Source organism: Candidatus Symbiopectobacterium sp. NZEC127 (assembly GCF_025962675.1).
In the GTDB taxonomy this organism is placed as follows: domain Bacteria; phylum Pseudomonadota; class Gammaproteobacteria; order Enterobacterales; family Enterobacteriaceae; genus Symbiopectobacterium.
The window spans coordinates 331,895-347,515 of record NZ_JAGFPG010000004.1; the positions used below are offsets into that span (position 1 = coordinate 331,895).

Consider the following 15,621-nt stretch of genomic DNA (forward strand, 5'->3'; position numbering starts at 1 on the left):
TAATCATCTCTGAATATGGGGCCAAAAAAGGCTAACCCAAGGGCTTAGCCCAACCAGCGATGGAACATCAGGCGAATGTAGTCAAACAGGCGGCCAAAAATGCCCCCTTCTTTCACTTCATTCATCACCACTAGCGGGCGCTGCTCAATGGTTTTGCCATCCAACTGGAAGTTGATGGTACCAACCACCTGGTTCTTGCTCAGCGGTGCGTGCAGTTCGGTATTATTGAGTACATAGCTGGCTTTCAGATCTTTCATCCGGCCGCGCGGGATGGTGAGATAGGCATCTTTTTCCACGCTCAGGGAAACCCTGTCGCTGTCACCGAACCAGACAGGTTCAGACGCAAATTCTTTGCCGGCTTTCAGCGGAGCAACGGTTTCAAAGAAACGGAAACCCCAGGTGAGCAACTTTTTGCTCTCGGTTTCGCGGCCTTTGAAGGTGCGTCCACCCATCACTACCGAGATCAAACGCATCTGACCTTCGGTCGCCGATGCAACCAGATTGTAGCCTGCCGCATTGGTGTGGCCGGTTTTGATACCGTCAACGGCCAGGCTGCTGTCCCACAGCAAACCGTTGCGGTTCATCTGCTTGATGTTGTTAAAGGTGAACTCTCTTTCTTTGTAAATGGCGTACTCATCCGGCACATCGCGAATCAATGCCTGACCAATCAGCGCCATGTCGCGCGCAGAGCTGTGTTGCCCCGGCGCATCCAGGCCGTGCACGGTCTGGAACGTGGTGTTCTGCAACCCCAACGCTTTCACATAGTTATTCATCAGGTTAACGAAGGCATCCTGGCTACCCGCCACGTAATCTGCCATCGCCACGCAGGCATCATTACCCGATTGCAGAATGATGCCGCGGCTGAGTTGTGAAACCGGCACGCGATCGCCCGGTTTCAGGAACATCAGCGACGATCCCTGGAAGGTCGGATTACCGGTTGCCCAGGCGTCTTTACCGACGGTCACGATGTCATTTTGGGTGATCTTGCCGGATTTCAGCGCCTGCCCGATAACATAACTGGTCATCATTTTGGTCAGGCTGGCGGGATCGCGGCGCGCATCGGCATTCATTTCCGCCAACACTTTGCCAGAGTTGTAATCAATCAGGATGTACGACTCGGCGTCGATTTGTGGTACGCCGGGGATCATCGTCTTGAGATTGACGTCTTCCGCATGGGCCGATGTGGCAACGCTGACGGCAAGCAGCGTGCCCAGCGCTGTACCTAGGGTGAAACGAGACGTGATAACAATATTCATGATTGGAACTACAACATCCGTGGAGTGAAGTTAAAAACGAGCCGTACTATAGCAGATGCACTATAGCGCGGCACCAGACATTCCGTTACTTGATTTTGCCAAAGCAGAATAGCGTAACATCCCCTGCCCGCACCTTAACCGCGGGCGGGCAGGGGGCGAGAGGATTATTGCGCGTCTGCCGCCGTCACAAAGGCGTGCTGCTGCGCTTCCGTTGCCAAACGTTGCTGAAGGTCAGTGGCCTGTTGGCGGTTTGGAAAGGGTCCGAGCTGAATGCGATACAACCCGTTGCTGGGCGACACTTTCCCCGTTACGCGGAAGCGTTCGCTCAGGCTTTTCAGCCAGGTTTGTGCGCGCTGTGGGTCGCTCAGCGCGCCGACCTGCACCAGATAGCGTCCGTTAGTGTTGCCAATCGGTGTTGCTGTGGATGTCACTGCAAGCGGGCGTGCTGCCGTGGTTGCCGTTGCCGGTGTGCTGGTAACCGGCGTAGCGGCATGGGTCTCTTCCAATACGCCAGAACGCAGGGCAGTGGGGGCACCCAGCAACCCACTTTGGCGCGCACTGGTGCTGCTGGCTGGCATGTCGCTGTTATTTTGCACCCCGAGGGCGCTGTTGCTGACGGGCCTGCTGGCGATGGCTGTCGGCGCACTGGTTTCCATCATCGGCGTACCCAATCCGCTGGCACCGAGGCTCGGGCGATCGGGCAGGGCGAAACTTTGTTTGGCAACGGCAGTGCCAATGGTGCCCGGCCCAGATAGCGTGCCATCCGGCGCGACCACGATCGCTTCGACTTTCACTTTGGTGTTATTGGAGATATTGAGGCGATCGCCTGCCGCCTTGGACAGGTCAATGATTCTACCTGGCGTATACGGGCCGCGATCGTTCACGCGAACCACCAGACGGCGGCCGTTGCTCAGGTTGGTCACGCGGACATAGCTGGGTAATGGCAGCGTCGGGTGCGCAGCGGTAATAGCGTTGGGATCGAAGATTTCGCCGATAGACGTACGGTTTCCGTTGGCCTCAGCGCCATACCAGGTTGCCAGACCAACCTCGGAGAAGTTCTGCGCATTCTGGACAACCTTGTAGGTTTTTCCCTTGACGGTGTAATCCTGCAACGTGCCCGGATTATAGGGCTCGTAACGCGGCTCGGCTCCGCCAATCTCTTCCACCGGACCGCTATAAGCCGGGGTCGGCGTAATCGGTGCTCGCGGGGCTTCCGTGGTGGTACAGGCTGCGAGCATCACGGTGACGATGCTGACCCAAAGCCAGTCCTTACGCATGTGTTTACCTCACTTTATAAGTTTTTCGAGAGCATCTTACGGTGCGTGTGGATTGACATCACGATGCCAAATCCTGCCATCAACACCACCAACGCCGAGCCGCCGTAACTGATAAGCGGGAGTGGCACCCCAACCACGGGCAATATGCCGCTCACCATACCGATGTTAACAAAAACATAGACAAACAGAATGAGAATCAGGCCGCCGACCATCACCCGGCCGAACGAGGTCTGGGCATTGGCGGCAATCATCAGACCGCGCATGATAACAAACAGATACATGGCGATCAGAATCAGCACCCCAATCAACCCCAACTCCTCTGCCAATACGGCAAAAATAAAGTCGGTATGGCGTTCTGGCAGGAATTCAAGCTGTGACTGGGTGCCTTGCAGCCAGCCTTTGCCAGACAAGCCCCCGGAGCCGATAGCAATCTTGGATTGAATAATATGGTAGCCCGCCCCTAGCGGATCGCTTTCCGGGTCGAGCAGCATCATCACGCGGGCGCGTTGGTAATCGTGCATCAGGAAGAACCAGAGCACGGGAATAAACGCCGCAACCAACATCAGCGCCACGGCGATCAGTCGCCAGCTCATGCCCGCTAAAAAAAGCACAAACAGGCCTGATGCCGCGACCAGAATTGACGTCCCCAGATCGGGTTGCGCCGCCACCAGCAGGGTTGGCAAAAAGATTAAGATCAGGGCGATACCGGTGTTTTTCAGCGACGGCGGACACATATCACGGTTAATAAAACGCGCCACCATCAACGGCACGGCAATTTTGGCAATTTCTGACGGCTGAAAACGGATAAAGCCAAGATCAAGCCAGCGCTGCGCGCCTTTACTGATCTGGCCGAACACATCCACCATGATCAACAGAATGACACAAACGATATAGAGATAGGGCGCCCAGCCTTCGTAAACGCGCGGCGGAATTTGCGCCATGACGATCATCACGGCAAGCCCAATGGCTATCTGTGCCGCTTTACGCTCCATCATGCCGATATCCTGGCCGCTGGCGCTCCACATCACGAATAAGCTGTACCCCAGCAGCGCCAGGATACACAGCAGGAAGGGCAGATCGATATGAATCTTGGTCCAAATCGATCTTTTTTGTTGGCTTTCAGTCATGGCGGCGGTTACTCGCTTTCAGAACCGGGTGCGCTCGGTGGCGCATCGGGCAATTCGGTGTTGTTATCGCCCAGCATAATGTGGTCGAGCATCTGGCGTACCAAGGCGCTGATGGCGGGGCCGGCACCGCCATTCTCCAACACGATGGAGATGGCAATTTTGGGGTTGTTATAAGGTGCAAATGCCGTCAGCAGTTTGTGGTCGCGCAGGTGTTCGGCGATTTTATGCGCATTGTAGGTCTCATTTTCTTTCAGGCCAAATACCTGTGCAGTACCGGTTTTTGCCGCGATCTTATAGGGAGCATCGGCAAAATATTTGTGTGCCGTGCCGTTCTGACGGTTAGCAACCCCGTACATTCCGTCTTTGGCGATTTCCCAGTAGCTGGCGCGCACATCGCTCAGTCGCGACACTTCTTGCTGACGGTAAGGCACTACGATGCCGCTATTGCGGGCACTATACAGCAGGTGCGGTGTTTTGACGTTGCCATCGTTGATAAGCGTGGTCAGCGCTTTCGCCATTTGAATCGGCGTGGCAATCCAGTATCCCTGACCGATGCCGACCGGAATGGTATCTCCTTGATACCAAGGACGTTTGAAGCGTTTTTGCTTCCATTCGCGGGTTGGCATATTTCCGGAACGCTCTTCTGACAGGTCGATACCGGTATATTCCCCGTAGCCAAACTTGTTCATCCACTCAGACAGGCGATCGATACCCATGTCATAAGCGACTTGATAAAAGAAGGTATCCGCAGATTCTTCCAGCGATTTGGTCACGTTCAACCGGCCATGACCCCATTTTTTCCAGTCGCGGAACCGTTTTTCTGAGCCCGGTAACTGCCACCAGCCGGGATCGAACAGCGAGGAGGTGGGGGTAATCACATTGGCACTTAACGCAGAGGCGGCAATATAGGGTTTCACCGTCGACGCGGGAGGATACAACCCCTGCGTGGCGCGGTTGATCAGCGGTTTGTTGGGGTCATTCAGCAGCGCGCGATAGTCTTTGGTCGAGATGCCATCAACGAACAGGTTGGGATCGTAGCTCGGGGTGGAAACCAGCGCGCGCAGGCCGCCATCGCGCGGATCGATAATCACCACCGCTGCCCGGCTGCCTTCCAGCAGTTTTTCAACGTAGATTTGCAGGTTAAGATCGATAGTGAGGTAGATGTCCTGACCCGCCTGCGGCGGCTGCTCGTGCAATTGACGGATGACGCGACCACGGTTATTGACTTCCACCTCTTCATAACCGGGTTTGCCGTGCAGAATATCTTCGTAATAGCGCTCAATGCCCAGTTTCCCGATGTCGCGCGTGGCGGCGTAATCGGCAATTTTTTCTTCCTTGTTCAGTCGCTCTACGTCTTTATCATTGATTTTTGATACGTAGCCGAGGACATGGGTAAGGGCGGAACCATACGGGTAATAGCGGCGTTGATAGCCTTTGACTTCCACGCCGGGAAAACGGTACTGGTTGACGGCAAAACGGGCGACATCAACGTCGCTTAAGGCAGTTTTGACCGGGATGGAGGTGAAGCGGCGTGAGCGTTTGCGTTCTTTCTCGAAGTTTTCCAGATCATCGTCAGTGAGATTGACGATGGGTTTCAGAGCAGCCAGCGTATCTTGCAGGTTATCAACCTTGTCCGGCACCAGCTCAAGCTGGTAAATGGTGCGGTTGAGCGCCAGAGGAATGCCGTTGCGATCGTAAATGATGCCGCGGCTGGGCGCGATGGGCACCAGCTTGATGCGGTTTGCATTCGAGCGTGTGCGGTAGTCATCAACGCGTACCACTTGTAAATGGTACAGATTGGTCACCAGCACGCCGGAAAGCAGCAAAATGCCGATGAACGCCACTAAAGCACGACGTACGAAAAGGGCGGATTCCGCCGAATAATCACGAAAGGGTTTATGTTCTGTTTTCATCCGGCAACTATTTCGTGTGTTTCATCGGACAGTCTTACTCTCTATGGTAAGGGTGATTGGTGGTGATGCTCCACGCCCGATACAGGCTCTCGGCCACCAATACGCGCACCAGCGGGTGCGGCAGCGTTAACGGTGACAGTGACCAGCTTTGCTCGGCTGCCGCTTTGCAGGCGGGTGCCAGCCCTTCCGGGCCACCAATCAGCAGGCTGACGTCACGCCCGTCCTGTTTCCAGCGTTCTAACTGGCTGGCAAGCTGCGGGGTTTCCCACGGTGTACCGGGAATATCCAGCGTCACAATACGGTTACCTTTGCCCACTGCCGCCAGCATCAGTTCACCTTCGCGCTCGAGAATACGTTTGATATCCGCATTCTTCCCCCGTTTACCGGCAGGGATCTCTGTGAGCTCGAAGGGCATGTCTTTGGGAAAACGCCGCAGATAATCGGTAAAACCTGTCTGCACCCAGTCCGGCATTTTGGTGCCAACGGCGACCAGTTGCAGCCTCATGCTAGCTCCACAGCTTTTCCAGTTCGTACAGGTGACGACTTTCTTCCTGCATCACATGCACCATGACATCACCGAGATCGACAACCACCCAGTCCGCACTTTGCACACCTTCAACACCCAGCGGGATCATCCCGGCGGCGCGCGAGGCTTGTACCACATGGTCGGCGATAGACGCGACGTGGCGGCTGGATGTACCGGTGCAGATGATCATGCAATCTGTGATGCTGGATTTGCCACGCACGTTTAGCGCAACGATATCCTGGCCTTTTAAATCATCTATTTTATCAATAACAAAATCTTGGAGTGCTTGGCCTTGCAAAGGTTCCTCCTGCCTGGCGGTTCAACCGGAGAAATGCGCTCCGGGGGGATAAAAAAGGTTACGTGTACATGCATGACGCACCGCAGGTGTTTCAGGGTATTAACGGTCCATTTTGCGGCACATGGTGTGGCATAGAAACGCGCTTTACCGTTTTTTACTGGACTGAAAAACCAGCGGCGGAGTATAGCATGCCCGATGAGAGAGTGGTACGTGGGAAGCGGGTTAACGGTATAAGTCGTGAGCATCCATAAAATGCAGCACGGCAGGGGGAACCAAATCGTCGCAGGGCTCACCTTTCTGGCGGCGCTGGCGAATATCCGTGGCAGAAACGGTGACCAGCGGCGTGTGCGCCAAATAGATCAATCCGTGCGGCTGCGCGTGCAGGGCGGCCGCATTTTCAACGCTGTGCGCTTCCAGCCACGCCTGCTGTTCTGGCGTATCCAATACGGTGCGATAACCTGGGCGCGCGCAGACCAACAGATGGCATACCTTGAGCAGGTCTTGCCCGCGGTGCCAAGCGTGTAATGTGAGCAGTGAATCCTGGCCGATGATAAAAGCCAATGGAGTGTTATCGCCCCTTTCTGCGCGAATCATCTCCATGGTATCAATGGTGTAAGACGGCGTGATGCGCTGCAATTCGCGGTCATCCACGCTGAATAACGGCGTCTTGGCGATGGCGAGTTCCACCATGTGTTTTCGCTGTTGTGCTGTGGCTTCAGGTTGTTCGCGGTGGGGCGGTACGTTATTGGGCATCAGCGTGATGCGCGTTAACCCGATCTCATCCGCCAATGCGGTGACCGGACGCAAATGTCCATAATGGATGGGGTCAAAGGTGCCGCCGAAGTAGGCGATCAGTTCAGCGGGATTAGGGCTATTCATCGGCGTTGACCATACTCGGCGCAAGCGCTTTGCCGCACAACAACAGCGTCAGCGTTTGCATTTCCGGCCAGATGGATTGGCCATAATCCTGTTTTAGCGTCAGTTCCAATCGTGTCAGCAGGTGCATGGCCTGCTGCAACTGAAGTGCGTTCAGCCGCTGGAGTGCCTGAGTGAGCAGCGTGCGTCGGTTTTGCCACACCTTGTGCTGATCAAACAGGGTGCGTAGCGGTGTCGTCGCCATGTTGCGCTGCAAGGTCACCAACAGCGTCAGCTCACGCTGGAGTGTGCGCAGCAAAATCACGGGTTCGTTGTCTTCAGCCTGTAACTGTTGCAACACATGCCAGGCGCGTTTGCTTTTGCCTGCCAGCACCGCATCCAGCCAGTGAAACGGCGTGAAGTGTGCGGCATCGTTTACCGCCTGCTCAACGCGTGGCAGCGTGAGCTTGCCGTCAGGATAGAGCAGGGCGAGCCGCTCGAGCGCCTGCATCAAGGCCAACAAATTGCCCTCGTAGCAGTAACACAGCAGTTGTATGGCAGCATCATCCAGTTGCAGGTTGCGCTGCTTGGCACGCTGCGCTACCCAGCGCGGTAATTGCGCCTGTTCCGGGGTTAAGCAGTTGACGATCACGCCGTGTTGCGACAATGCTTTAAACCAGGCGCTGTTTTCTTGCGCTTTGGTCAGCTTGTTGCCACGTAGAATCGGCAGTACGTCCTGATGCAGCAGCCCAGCCAGTTTGACCAGATTTTCTGCCATGGCGGCGTTCGGGCCGTTTTCCGGCAGTTGCAGCAGCAGGCTCTGTCGTGAAGCGAACAGGCTGAGTGCCTGACATACGCTGAAAATGGCATCCCAATCGGTACTTTGATCGAGTGTGAAGCTGAAATGCTCGGTGAAACCCTGCTCACGCGCGCGATGGCGCAGCGAATCCAGGCTTTCCTGCAATAACAGTGGGTCGTTGCCGAACAGCAGATAGCAAGCGCGCAGCCCTTCATTGAGCTGCGCAGCAAGCTGTTCCGGATAGATACGGATCATGAACGCCCGTTGTTGGCGCTGATGGCGGCGGCACGTTGCTGGCGGTTTTTCACCTCATCATTGCCGTTGATGGTCACCAGTTTACGCACTAACTGCTCGGCAGCCTGGCGGCGCATCTCCTTACGTATAATGTCCTGCTCCGCGTCTTTTGCCAACGCCGCGAGCGGGTTATCAAAGAAGGTGCGGAACACCGTGACCGAGAGTGGATAAATATCCTCACCCGGCAACAACACCTGTGCCTGAACGGTCAGTACCAGTTGGTACTCTGCGGTGGTCCCGTCCTGGAAAATAGAGACGGTGTCTCTGGTTTCCGTGGAGCCGAGAATACGCAGGGATGCGATATCCTGACGCGCGGCGTCGTCCTCGATTCTTACATCACTGGCACGTAGCTGATCGCGAATGGCCCGGGTCAACGGACCAAAAGGATCGTTACTGGTCAGCGTTAATACTTTCAATTCGCTGGGCAGTTGTGTGGTGCCACGCAGATGAAAACCGCAGCCAGCGGTGACTAGCACCGCCAACCCCAGCAACAACGTGAATAAACGATGTCGCACAGTGCCTCCTTGGCTTAACCTACAACCAGGTTAAGCAGTTTGCCCGGAACGTAAATGACTTTACGTACTGTAACGCCTTCCAGGTATTTTGCCACCAGATGTTCCTGTGCGGCACGCGCCTGAACCTGCTCCTGAGTGGCATCGGCAGCAACCGTAATTCTGCCGCGTACCTTGCCGTTCACTTGCACCACGACCAGCTTGGAGTCTTCTACCATGGCGTCTTCATCGGCGACTGGCCACGGCGCGGTGTCGATATCGCCATTGCCGCCCAGCGCCTGCCACAGCGTGAAGCAGGCGTGCGGTGTGAACGGGTACAGCATACGCACCACGGCCAACAGCGCTTCCTGTGTCAACGCGCGATCCTGCTCGCTCTCCTGCGGCGCTTTCGCCAACTTGTTCATCAGTTCCATCACTGCGGCGATAGCGGTGTTAAACGTCTGGCGACGACCAATATCATCGGTGACTTTAGCGATGGTTTTATGCAGGTCGCGACGCAGTGCTTTCTGATCTTCGGTCAGTGCAGCGACATCCAGCGCGCTGGTGGCACCTTTTTCCGTGTGGTCGTAAACCTGTTTCCACACGCGTTTGAGGAAGCGGTTAGCCCCTTCAACGCCTGATTCCTGCCATTCCAGCGTCATTTCTGCCGGAGAAGCGAACATCATGAACAGACGTACGGTGTCTGCACCGTATTTCTCTACCATCACCTGTGGGTCGATACCGTTGTTCTTCGATTTCGACATCTTGCTCATCCCGGCATACACCACTTCGCGGCCTTCTGCATCGAAGGCTTTCAGGATGCGCCCTTTGTCATCGCGTTCAACGGTGACCTCAGACGGCGATACCCAGATGCGCTCGCCGTTGTTGCCGGTGTAGTAGAAGGCGTCAGCCAACACCATACCCTGACACAACAGACGCTTGGCGGGTTCATCGGAGGTGACCAGGCCAGCATCACGCATCAGCTTGTGGAAGAAGCGGAAATACATCAGGTGCATGATGGCGTGTTCGATACCACCCACGTATTGATCGACCGGCAGCCAGTAGTTAGCCGCAGCCGGATCGAGCATGCCCTGATCGTACTGCGGGCAGGTGTAGCGCGCGTAGTACCAGGAGGATTCCATAAAGGTATCGAAGGTATCGGTTTCACGCAGCGCAGGCTGACCGTTGACGGTGGTTTTCGCCCAGGAGGGGTCGGCCTTGATGGGGCTGGTAATGCCATCCATCACCACGTCTTCCGGCAGGATCACCGGCAGTTGATCTTCCGGCGTCGGGATAACGGTGCCATCTTCCAGCGTCACCATCGGGATGGGTGCACCCCAATAACGCTGACGGGAAACCCCCCAATCGCGCAAGCGATAGTTGACTTTGCGTGCGCCGACGCCGAGTGCAACCAGCTTGTCAGCAATGGCGTTAAAGCCTGCTTCGTGATCCAGACCGCTGAATTCGCCTGAGTTGAACAGTGCGCCTTTCTCGGTCATGGCTTGCCCAGAGATATCGGGTTCGCTGCCGTCCAGGTTCAGGATAACGGGTTTGATCGTCAACTGGTATTTGGTGGCGAATTCCCAGTCGCGCTGGTCATGGCCCGGAACGGCCATCACCGCGCCGGTGCCGTAATCCATCAGAACGAAGTTGGCCGCCCATACCGGCAGTTTGTCGCCGGTCAGCGGGTGCACCACGAACAGGCCCGTCGCGATGCCTTTTTTCTCCATGGTGGCCATATCCGCTTCGGCAACCTTGGTGTTACGGCATTCATCGATAAAGGCGGTCAGCGCCGGGTTAGTGGCGGCAGCGCGCAGCGCCAGCGGATGCGCAGCAGCAACGGCGACATAGGTAGCACCGATAAAGGTATCCGGACGCGTGGTGTAGACGCTCAGCTTGTCAGCGCTATCAGCCACGTCAAAGGTAATTTCTACCCCTTCCGAACGGCCAATCCAGTTGCGCTGCATGGTTTTGACCTGCTCCGGCCAGCTTTCCAGCGTGTCCAGATCGTTGAGCAACTGATCGGCGTAATCGGTGATTTTGATAAACCACTGCGGAATCTCTTTACGCTCCACTTTGCTGTCACAGCGCCAGCAGCAGCCATCGATAACCTGTTCGTTGGCCAGCACCGTCTGATCGTTCGGGCACCAGTTCACCGCTGAGGTCTTCTTATAGACCAGCCCTTTTTCGTACAGCTTGGTGAAGAACCACTGTTCCCAGCGGTAGTAATCGGGTTTACAGGTGGCGACTTCACGATCCCAGTCATAACCAAAGCCCAGCAGCTTCAGCTGGTTTTTCATGTAATCGATGTTGGCATAGGTCCAGGGGGCCGGTGCGGTGTTGTTTTTGACCGCTGCGCCTTCAGCCGGCAGACCAAAGGCATCCCACCCGATCGGTTGCAGGACGTTTTTCCCCAGCATGCGTTGGTAGCGGGAAATAACGTCACCGATGGTGTAATTACGAACGTGCCCCATGTGTAGGCGGCCAGAAGGGTAGGGGAGCATGGAAAGGCAGTAGTACTTTTCCTTGCCGGGCTCTTCGGTCACTTTAAACGTTTTGTTTTCTTGCCAGTGAAGCTGGACGCGAGTTTCTATCTCTTCTGGGCGGTATTGCTCTTGCATGGCAGCCAGGGGTCCTATTTAGTAAAGAAGCGCTACACCCGTAGCGTGTTCCGATTCATCATAATGATCCGCATAGCATAGCTGATAAGCAACGCTGGCAACAACCGTCTCTATGCCCTTAGCACGTATTTCTGCGCGCAAGCGACAAAGTTGGCAAAAAGTGAGGCAAAGAGCGGCAATGAGCAAGAATAGTGCTTAAAACCGTCTAAAATAGAGAGGGATAGCTAAACAGGTACCGTCATTGCCCCACTAATGTTAACCAATCCGCGTATTCAGGAGGCACCATGAACAAGAAAGCTCGGCATTATCGTGCGCTGATGTCTTCCATCATGACGCGTTTAAGCGCCGGTGAACGCGATCTGACGCAGATGCTCCAACACGCCCGGGAGAGCTTGCACGACAGCGAAGATCTCACCCACAGTGAACGCGAAGACATTATTCAGTCTGTGGAGCGCGATTTGGCTGAATTTGCTCAGCGTTATACGGATAGTCAGGAAGAGGATTTATCCGATAGCGTGTTTCTGCGTGTGATCAAGGAGAGCCTGTGGCAAGAACTGGTGGATATCACGGATAAAACCCAGTTGGAATGGCAGGCGCTGTTTAAAGATGTCAGCCATCACGGCGTTTACCACAGTGGCGAAGTAGTAGGGCTGGGAAATTTGGTGTGTGAAAACTGCCATCATCATGTGGCATTTTATACGCCGGAAGTGCTGCCTCGTTGTCCGAAGTGCGAGCACGATCAGTTTCAGCGGCAACCTTTTCAGCCCTGACGGGGTAGTTTAAGAGAAGCACGTTCCCGCTTGCGCGGGAACGTGAGTCGCAGCGCCTGACATTGCGACGCTGGGTGATGGCTTAGTGCAGGATCTTCGCCAGAAAGTCTTTGGCGCGATCGGATTTGGGATTGTTAAAGAACTCGTCTTTTGGCGTATCTTCCACAATCTTGCCTTCATCCATGAAGATGACGCGGTGTGCCACTTTGCGCGCAAAGCCCATTTCGTGGGTAACGACCATCATCGTCATACCTTCTTGCGCCAGCTCAACCATTACATCCAGTACTTCGTTGATCATTTCTGGATCGAGCGCGGACGTCGGCTCATCAAACAGCATGGCTATCGGATCCATGCAGAGTGCGCGCGCAATGGCGACGCGCTGTTGCTGCCCGCCGGAGAGTTGGCCGGGAAATTTGTTGGCGTGCGCGGACAAACCTACGCGATTGAGTAACTTGGTGGCCTTTTCACGCGCGGCCCCTTTGTCACGCTTGAGCACTTTTACCTGTGCCAGCGTCAGGTTCTCAATGATGGAGAGGTGGGGAAACAGTTCAAAATGCTGAAACACCATGCCCACTTTGGAACGCAATTGTGCCAGATTGGTTTTCTTGTCGTTAACCGAGATGCCGTTAACGTCAATCTGACCTTGCTGCACGGGTTCAAGGCCATTAACGGTTTTGATAAGCGTAGATTTCCCCGAACCTGACGGCCCACAAACCACCACCACTTCGCCTTTCTTCACTTCTGTTGAACAATCGGAGAGCACCTGAAAGTGACCATACCATTTGGAAACGTTTTTTAGAGTAATCATCGAACAGTCCTTCTTTTCAGGTAACTGACCAGCATTGATGCACTAATGCTGATAACGAAATAAACCAATCCGGCAAACAGCACCATCTCCACCTGGGTCCCGTCGCGCTCGCCAATGGTTGACGCAGTGCGGAAGAAGTCCGCCAGGCTCAGTACGTACACCAGCGAGGTATCCTGGAACAGGACGATCCCCTGCGTCAGGAGCAACGGCACCATGGCGCGAAACGCCTGCGGCAGGATCACCAGTTTCATGGATTGCCACTGCGTCATGCCGAGCGCCAACGCCGCGGAAGATTGTCCACGTGAAATGCTGAGTATGCCCGCACGAATGATTTCAGAGTAATAGGCGGCTTCAAACAGCGAAAAGGCTACCATAGCGGAGATCAGACGAATATCCGTTTTTGGTGATAGCCCAAGCACATTTTGTAATAAGCTAGGAACCACAAGGTAGAACCACAGCAATACCATCACCAACGGGATGGAGCGGAAAATGTTGACGTAGCCTTTGGCGAACCAGCGAATCGGGGCGATAGGCGACAGCCTCATCACCGCCAGAACGGTTCCCCACAGGATGCCAAACACCACGGCAATCACCGTGATTTTCAGTGTGACCACTAGCCCTTGCAGCAGGTAGGGCATGCTTGGCGCAATGGAGCTCCAGTCAAATGCGTACATTATTTACTCCCCATATTGCCGGGCAAACGGGTCTTTTTCTCAACCACTTGCATAATCAGCATGATAATGGCGTTAATCGCGACATACGCCAGCGTGATAGCGGTAAAGGACTCATAGGCGTGCGCAGAGTAATCCAGCAGCTTGTTCGCCTGTGCAGCCATGTCAACCAGCCCGATGGTCGAGGCGATGGCCGAGTTTTTCACCATGTTGAGCATTTCAGACGTCAGGGGCGGTACGATAATGCGATAGGCATTGGGCAGCAGAACGTAACGATAGGTCTGCGGCAGCGTTAGCCCCATGGCAAGCGCGGCGGCTTTCTGGCCGCGGGGCAGTGATTGGATGCCAGCACGAACCTGCTCGCAGACGCGAGCGGCGGTAAACAGGCCTAAACAGACCATGGAGGAGACGAAAAACTGAATGTTGGGATCCAGTTCCGCTTTAAACCACATGCCAATCTTTTGCGGCAGTAATTCGGGAACCACCAGATACCAGGCGAAAAATTGGACGATAAGCGGGACGTTACGGAACATTTCCACATAGCAGGTGCCGAGACCTGACAAAAACCGGTTGGGGACGGTGCGCAAAATGCCGAAAACAGAGCCGACAACGAATGCAATGATCCAGGCGCAGATGGACAGCGCCACAGTGACCTGTAACCCAGACCAAATCCACCCAAGATAAGTGGTATTACCGAACGGGGCGGCTTGTAAAAAAATACCCCAGTTCCAATCTATAGACATAGCAAACTCCGGTAAAAAAAGGGTAGCAGAGCTACCCTGAAGATTGATGAGTGGCGATAACCCATTGGTGGGAAAGGGCAGTGCGGTTAGTCAACACCTGCGATATCCACCGGTTGGGCCGGGACGCCAGACGGGGAACGACCGTCTGACGTCTGTCTGTCCAGCCACGAGTCAACAATCGAGGGCAAGCTGTCTGCCCTTGTTTTCACTTGTTGTTAGTTTAATGCTTTATCGTTAGGGGCTTTGAACAGTGCCTTCATCTCTGCTGACAAATCGAAGTTCATGTTGAGATCTTTAGGCGGAATCGGCTGTTTGAACCAGCGATCGAATGATTTTTCCGCATCACCGGAGGTTTGCAATGTCGCAATGGTGTCATCAACCAGTTTCTTGAACTGCGGATCGTCTTTACGCAGCATACAGCCATAGGCTTCTTCGGACTGCGCGGTACCAACGATCACCCAGTCGCCCTGCTGTTTGGCCTTGGCACGTTCACCGGCCAGCAACGCGTCATCCATCATAAAGGCAACGGCACGACCTGTTTCCATGGTGCGGAAGGCATCGCCATGGTCTTTGGCGCTGATGATACGCATATCCAGTTTTTTCTCTTCGTTCAGCTTGTTCAGCAATTTCTCAGAGGTGGTGCCAGAGGTAACCACTACGGTTTTGCCTGCCAGATCCGGGAAGTCTTTAATGCCCGAGTCTTTTTTAGTCAGCAAACGCGTACCGACGATAAAGATGGTATTGGAGAAGGCCGCCTGTTGCTGACGTTCCAGGTTGTTGGTAGTGGAACCACATTCAAAATCAAAGGTGCCATTTTGTAACAAGGGGATACGGTTCTGGGACGTGATCGGAATCAGTTTGACCTGAAGATCGGCAACGCCAATTTTTGCTTTGACCGCATCGACAATTTTGTTCGAGTAATCCTGAGAGTAACCAACGACTTTCTGTTGGTTGTCATAGTAGGAAAATGGCACGGAAGACTCACGGTGGCCTACAACGATAACGCCATTGTCTTTGATCTTTTTCAGCGTCCCCGTTAATTCTTCTGCATGAGCCAGGCTGCTTGCGGCTGTACCAATCAGAAGCAGTGACAGTGCCAGTTTACGCATTTGCATGTTGTAACTCCTTTGCTGTTGTGATGACGGCAGTCGCTATGACGCTAAGGCGGTTGC

The 15,621-nt window shown here is 54.7% G+C and carries 15 protein-coding genes; 1 reads left to right on the forward strand and 14 read right to left on the reverse strand.

The annotated features are described in order from the left end of the window. Positions 1-44 precede the first annotated feature (44 nt). The 10 genes from dacA to leuS form a co-directional block, all read right to left on the reverse strand. The gene (dacA, locus tag J5069_RS17215; RefSeq protein ID WP_264645012.1) at positions 45-1,256 is read right to left on the reverse strand and encodes a D-alanyl-D-alanine carboxypeptidase DacA; all 1,212 of its coding nucleotides are present in this window, start codon (positions 1,254-1,256) and stop codon (positions 45-47) included. Between the two features lie 164 nt (positions 1,257-1,420). Next, positions 1,421-2,533, reverse strand: coding sequence for an endolytic peptidoglycan transglycosylase RlpA (rlpA, locus tag J5069_RS17220; RefSeq protein ID WP_264645013.1), 1,113 nt, complete (start codon positions 2,531-2,533; stop codon positions 1,421-1,423). A 14-nt stretch (positions 2,534-2,547) separates the two neighbouring features. After that, positions 2,548-3,660, reverse strand: a complete 1,113-nt coding sequence (mrdB, locus tag J5069_RS17225) for a peptidoglycan glycosyltransferase MrdB (RefSeq protein ID WP_264645014.1) — start codon at positions 3,658-3,660, stop codon at positions 2,548-2,550. Between the two features lie 8 nt (positions 3,661-3,668). Then, positions 3,669-5,573, reverse strand: coding sequence for a peptidoglycan DD-transpeptidase MrdA (gene mrdA / locus J5069_RS17230; protein WP_264645016.1), 1,905 nt, complete (start codon positions 5,571-5,573; stop codon positions 3,669-3,671). A 34-nt stretch (positions 5,574-5,607) separates the two neighbouring features. Further along, positions 5,608-6,078 carry a 23S rRNA (pseudouridine(1915)-N(3))-methyltransferase RlmH gene (rlmH, locus tag J5069_RS17235; protein ID WP_264645017.1) on the reverse strand — a complete coding sequence of 157 codons (471 nt, stop codon included), beginning with the start codon at positions 6,076-6,078 and terminating at the stop codon, positions 5,608-5,610. A 1-nt stretch (position 6,079) separates the two neighbouring features. Then, positions 6,080-6,397 (reverse strand): ribosome silencing factor, encoded by a 318-nt coding sequence (gene rsfS, locus J5069_RS17240; RefSeq protein ID WP_264645018.1) that lies wholly within the window; start codon positions 6,395-6,397, stop codon positions 6,080-6,082. 222 nt (positions 6,398-6,619) lie between these two features. Continuing rightward, entirely contained in the window at positions 6,620-7,276 is a 657-nt protein-coding gene (gene nadD, locus J5069_RS17245; protein ID WP_264645019.1) for a nicotinate-nucleotide adenylyltransferase, read from the reverse strand. Beyond that, positions 7,269-8,306 carry a DNA polymerase III subunit delta gene (gene holA / locus J5069_RS17250; protein WP_264645020.1) on the reverse strand — a complete coding sequence of 346 codons (1,038 nt, stop codon included), beginning with the start codon at positions 8,304-8,306 and terminating at the stop codon, positions 7,269-7,271. Before holA ends, nadD begins: the two co-directional genes overlap by 8 nt. Beyond that, on the reverse strand, positions 8,303-8,860 hold the full coding sequence (gene lptE / locus J5069_RS17255; RefSeq protein WP_264645021.1) for an LPS assembly lipoprotein LptE: 558 nt from the start codon (positions 8,858-8,860) through the stop codon (positions 8,303-8,305). The genes holA and lptE overlap by 4 nt, the downstream gene beginning before the upstream one ends. 14 nt (positions 8,861-8,874) lie before the next feature. Further along, positions 8,875-11,457 carry a leucine--tRNA ligase gene (leuS, locus tag J5069_RS17260; protein WP_264645022.1) on the reverse strand — a complete coding sequence of 861 codons (2,583 nt, stop codon included), beginning with the start codon at positions 11,455-11,457 and terminating at the stop codon, positions 8,875-8,877. 284 nt (positions 11,458-11,741) lie between these two features. Here leuS and J5069_RS17265 point away from each other — a divergent pair, with 284 nt between their 5' ends. Then, positions 11,742-12,227: a zinc ribbon-containing protein gene (locus J5069_RS17265; protein WP_264645023.1), complete on the forward strand. Its 486-nt coding sequence runs from the start codon at positions 11,742-11,744 to the stop codon at positions 12,225-12,227. An 82-nt stretch (positions 12,228-12,309) separates the two neighbouring features. Here the strand turns inward: J5069_RS17265 and J5069_RS17270 are convergent, their stop codons facing one another. The 4 genes from J5069_RS17270 to J5069_RS17285 all read right to left on the reverse strand — a co-directional run bounded on the left by J5069_RS17270 (position 12,310) and on the right by J5069_RS17285 (position 15,564). Beyond that, positions 12,310-13,035 (reverse strand): amino acid ABC transporter ATP-binding protein, encoded by a 726-nt coding sequence (locus J5069_RS17270; protein WP_264645024.1) that lies wholly within the window; start codon positions 13,033-13,035, stop codon positions 12,310-12,312. After that, positions 13,032-13,709, reverse strand: coding sequence for a glutamate/aspartate ABC transporter permease GltK (gene gltK, locus J5069_RS17275; RefSeq protein ID WP_264645025.1), 678 nt, complete (start codon positions 13,707-13,709; stop codon positions 13,032-13,034). Before gltK ends, J5069_RS17270 begins: the two co-directional genes overlap by 4 nt. Continuing rightward, on the reverse strand, positions 13,709-14,449 hold the full coding sequence (locus J5069_RS17280) for an amino acid ABC transporter permease (protein ID WP_264645026.1): 741 nt from the start codon (positions 14,447-14,449) through the stop codon (positions 13,709-13,711). Before J5069_RS17280 ends, gltK begins: the two co-directional genes overlap by 1 nt. A gap of 215 nt (positions 14,450-14,664) precedes the next feature. Beyond that, positions 14,665-15,564 carry an amino acid ABC transporter substrate-binding protein gene (locus J5069_RS17285; RefSeq protein WP_264645027.1) on the reverse strand — a complete coding sequence of 300 codons (900 nt, stop codon included), beginning with the start codon at positions 15,562-15,564 and terminating at the stop codon, positions 14,665-14,667. Positions 15,565-15,621 lie beyond the last annotated feature (57 nt).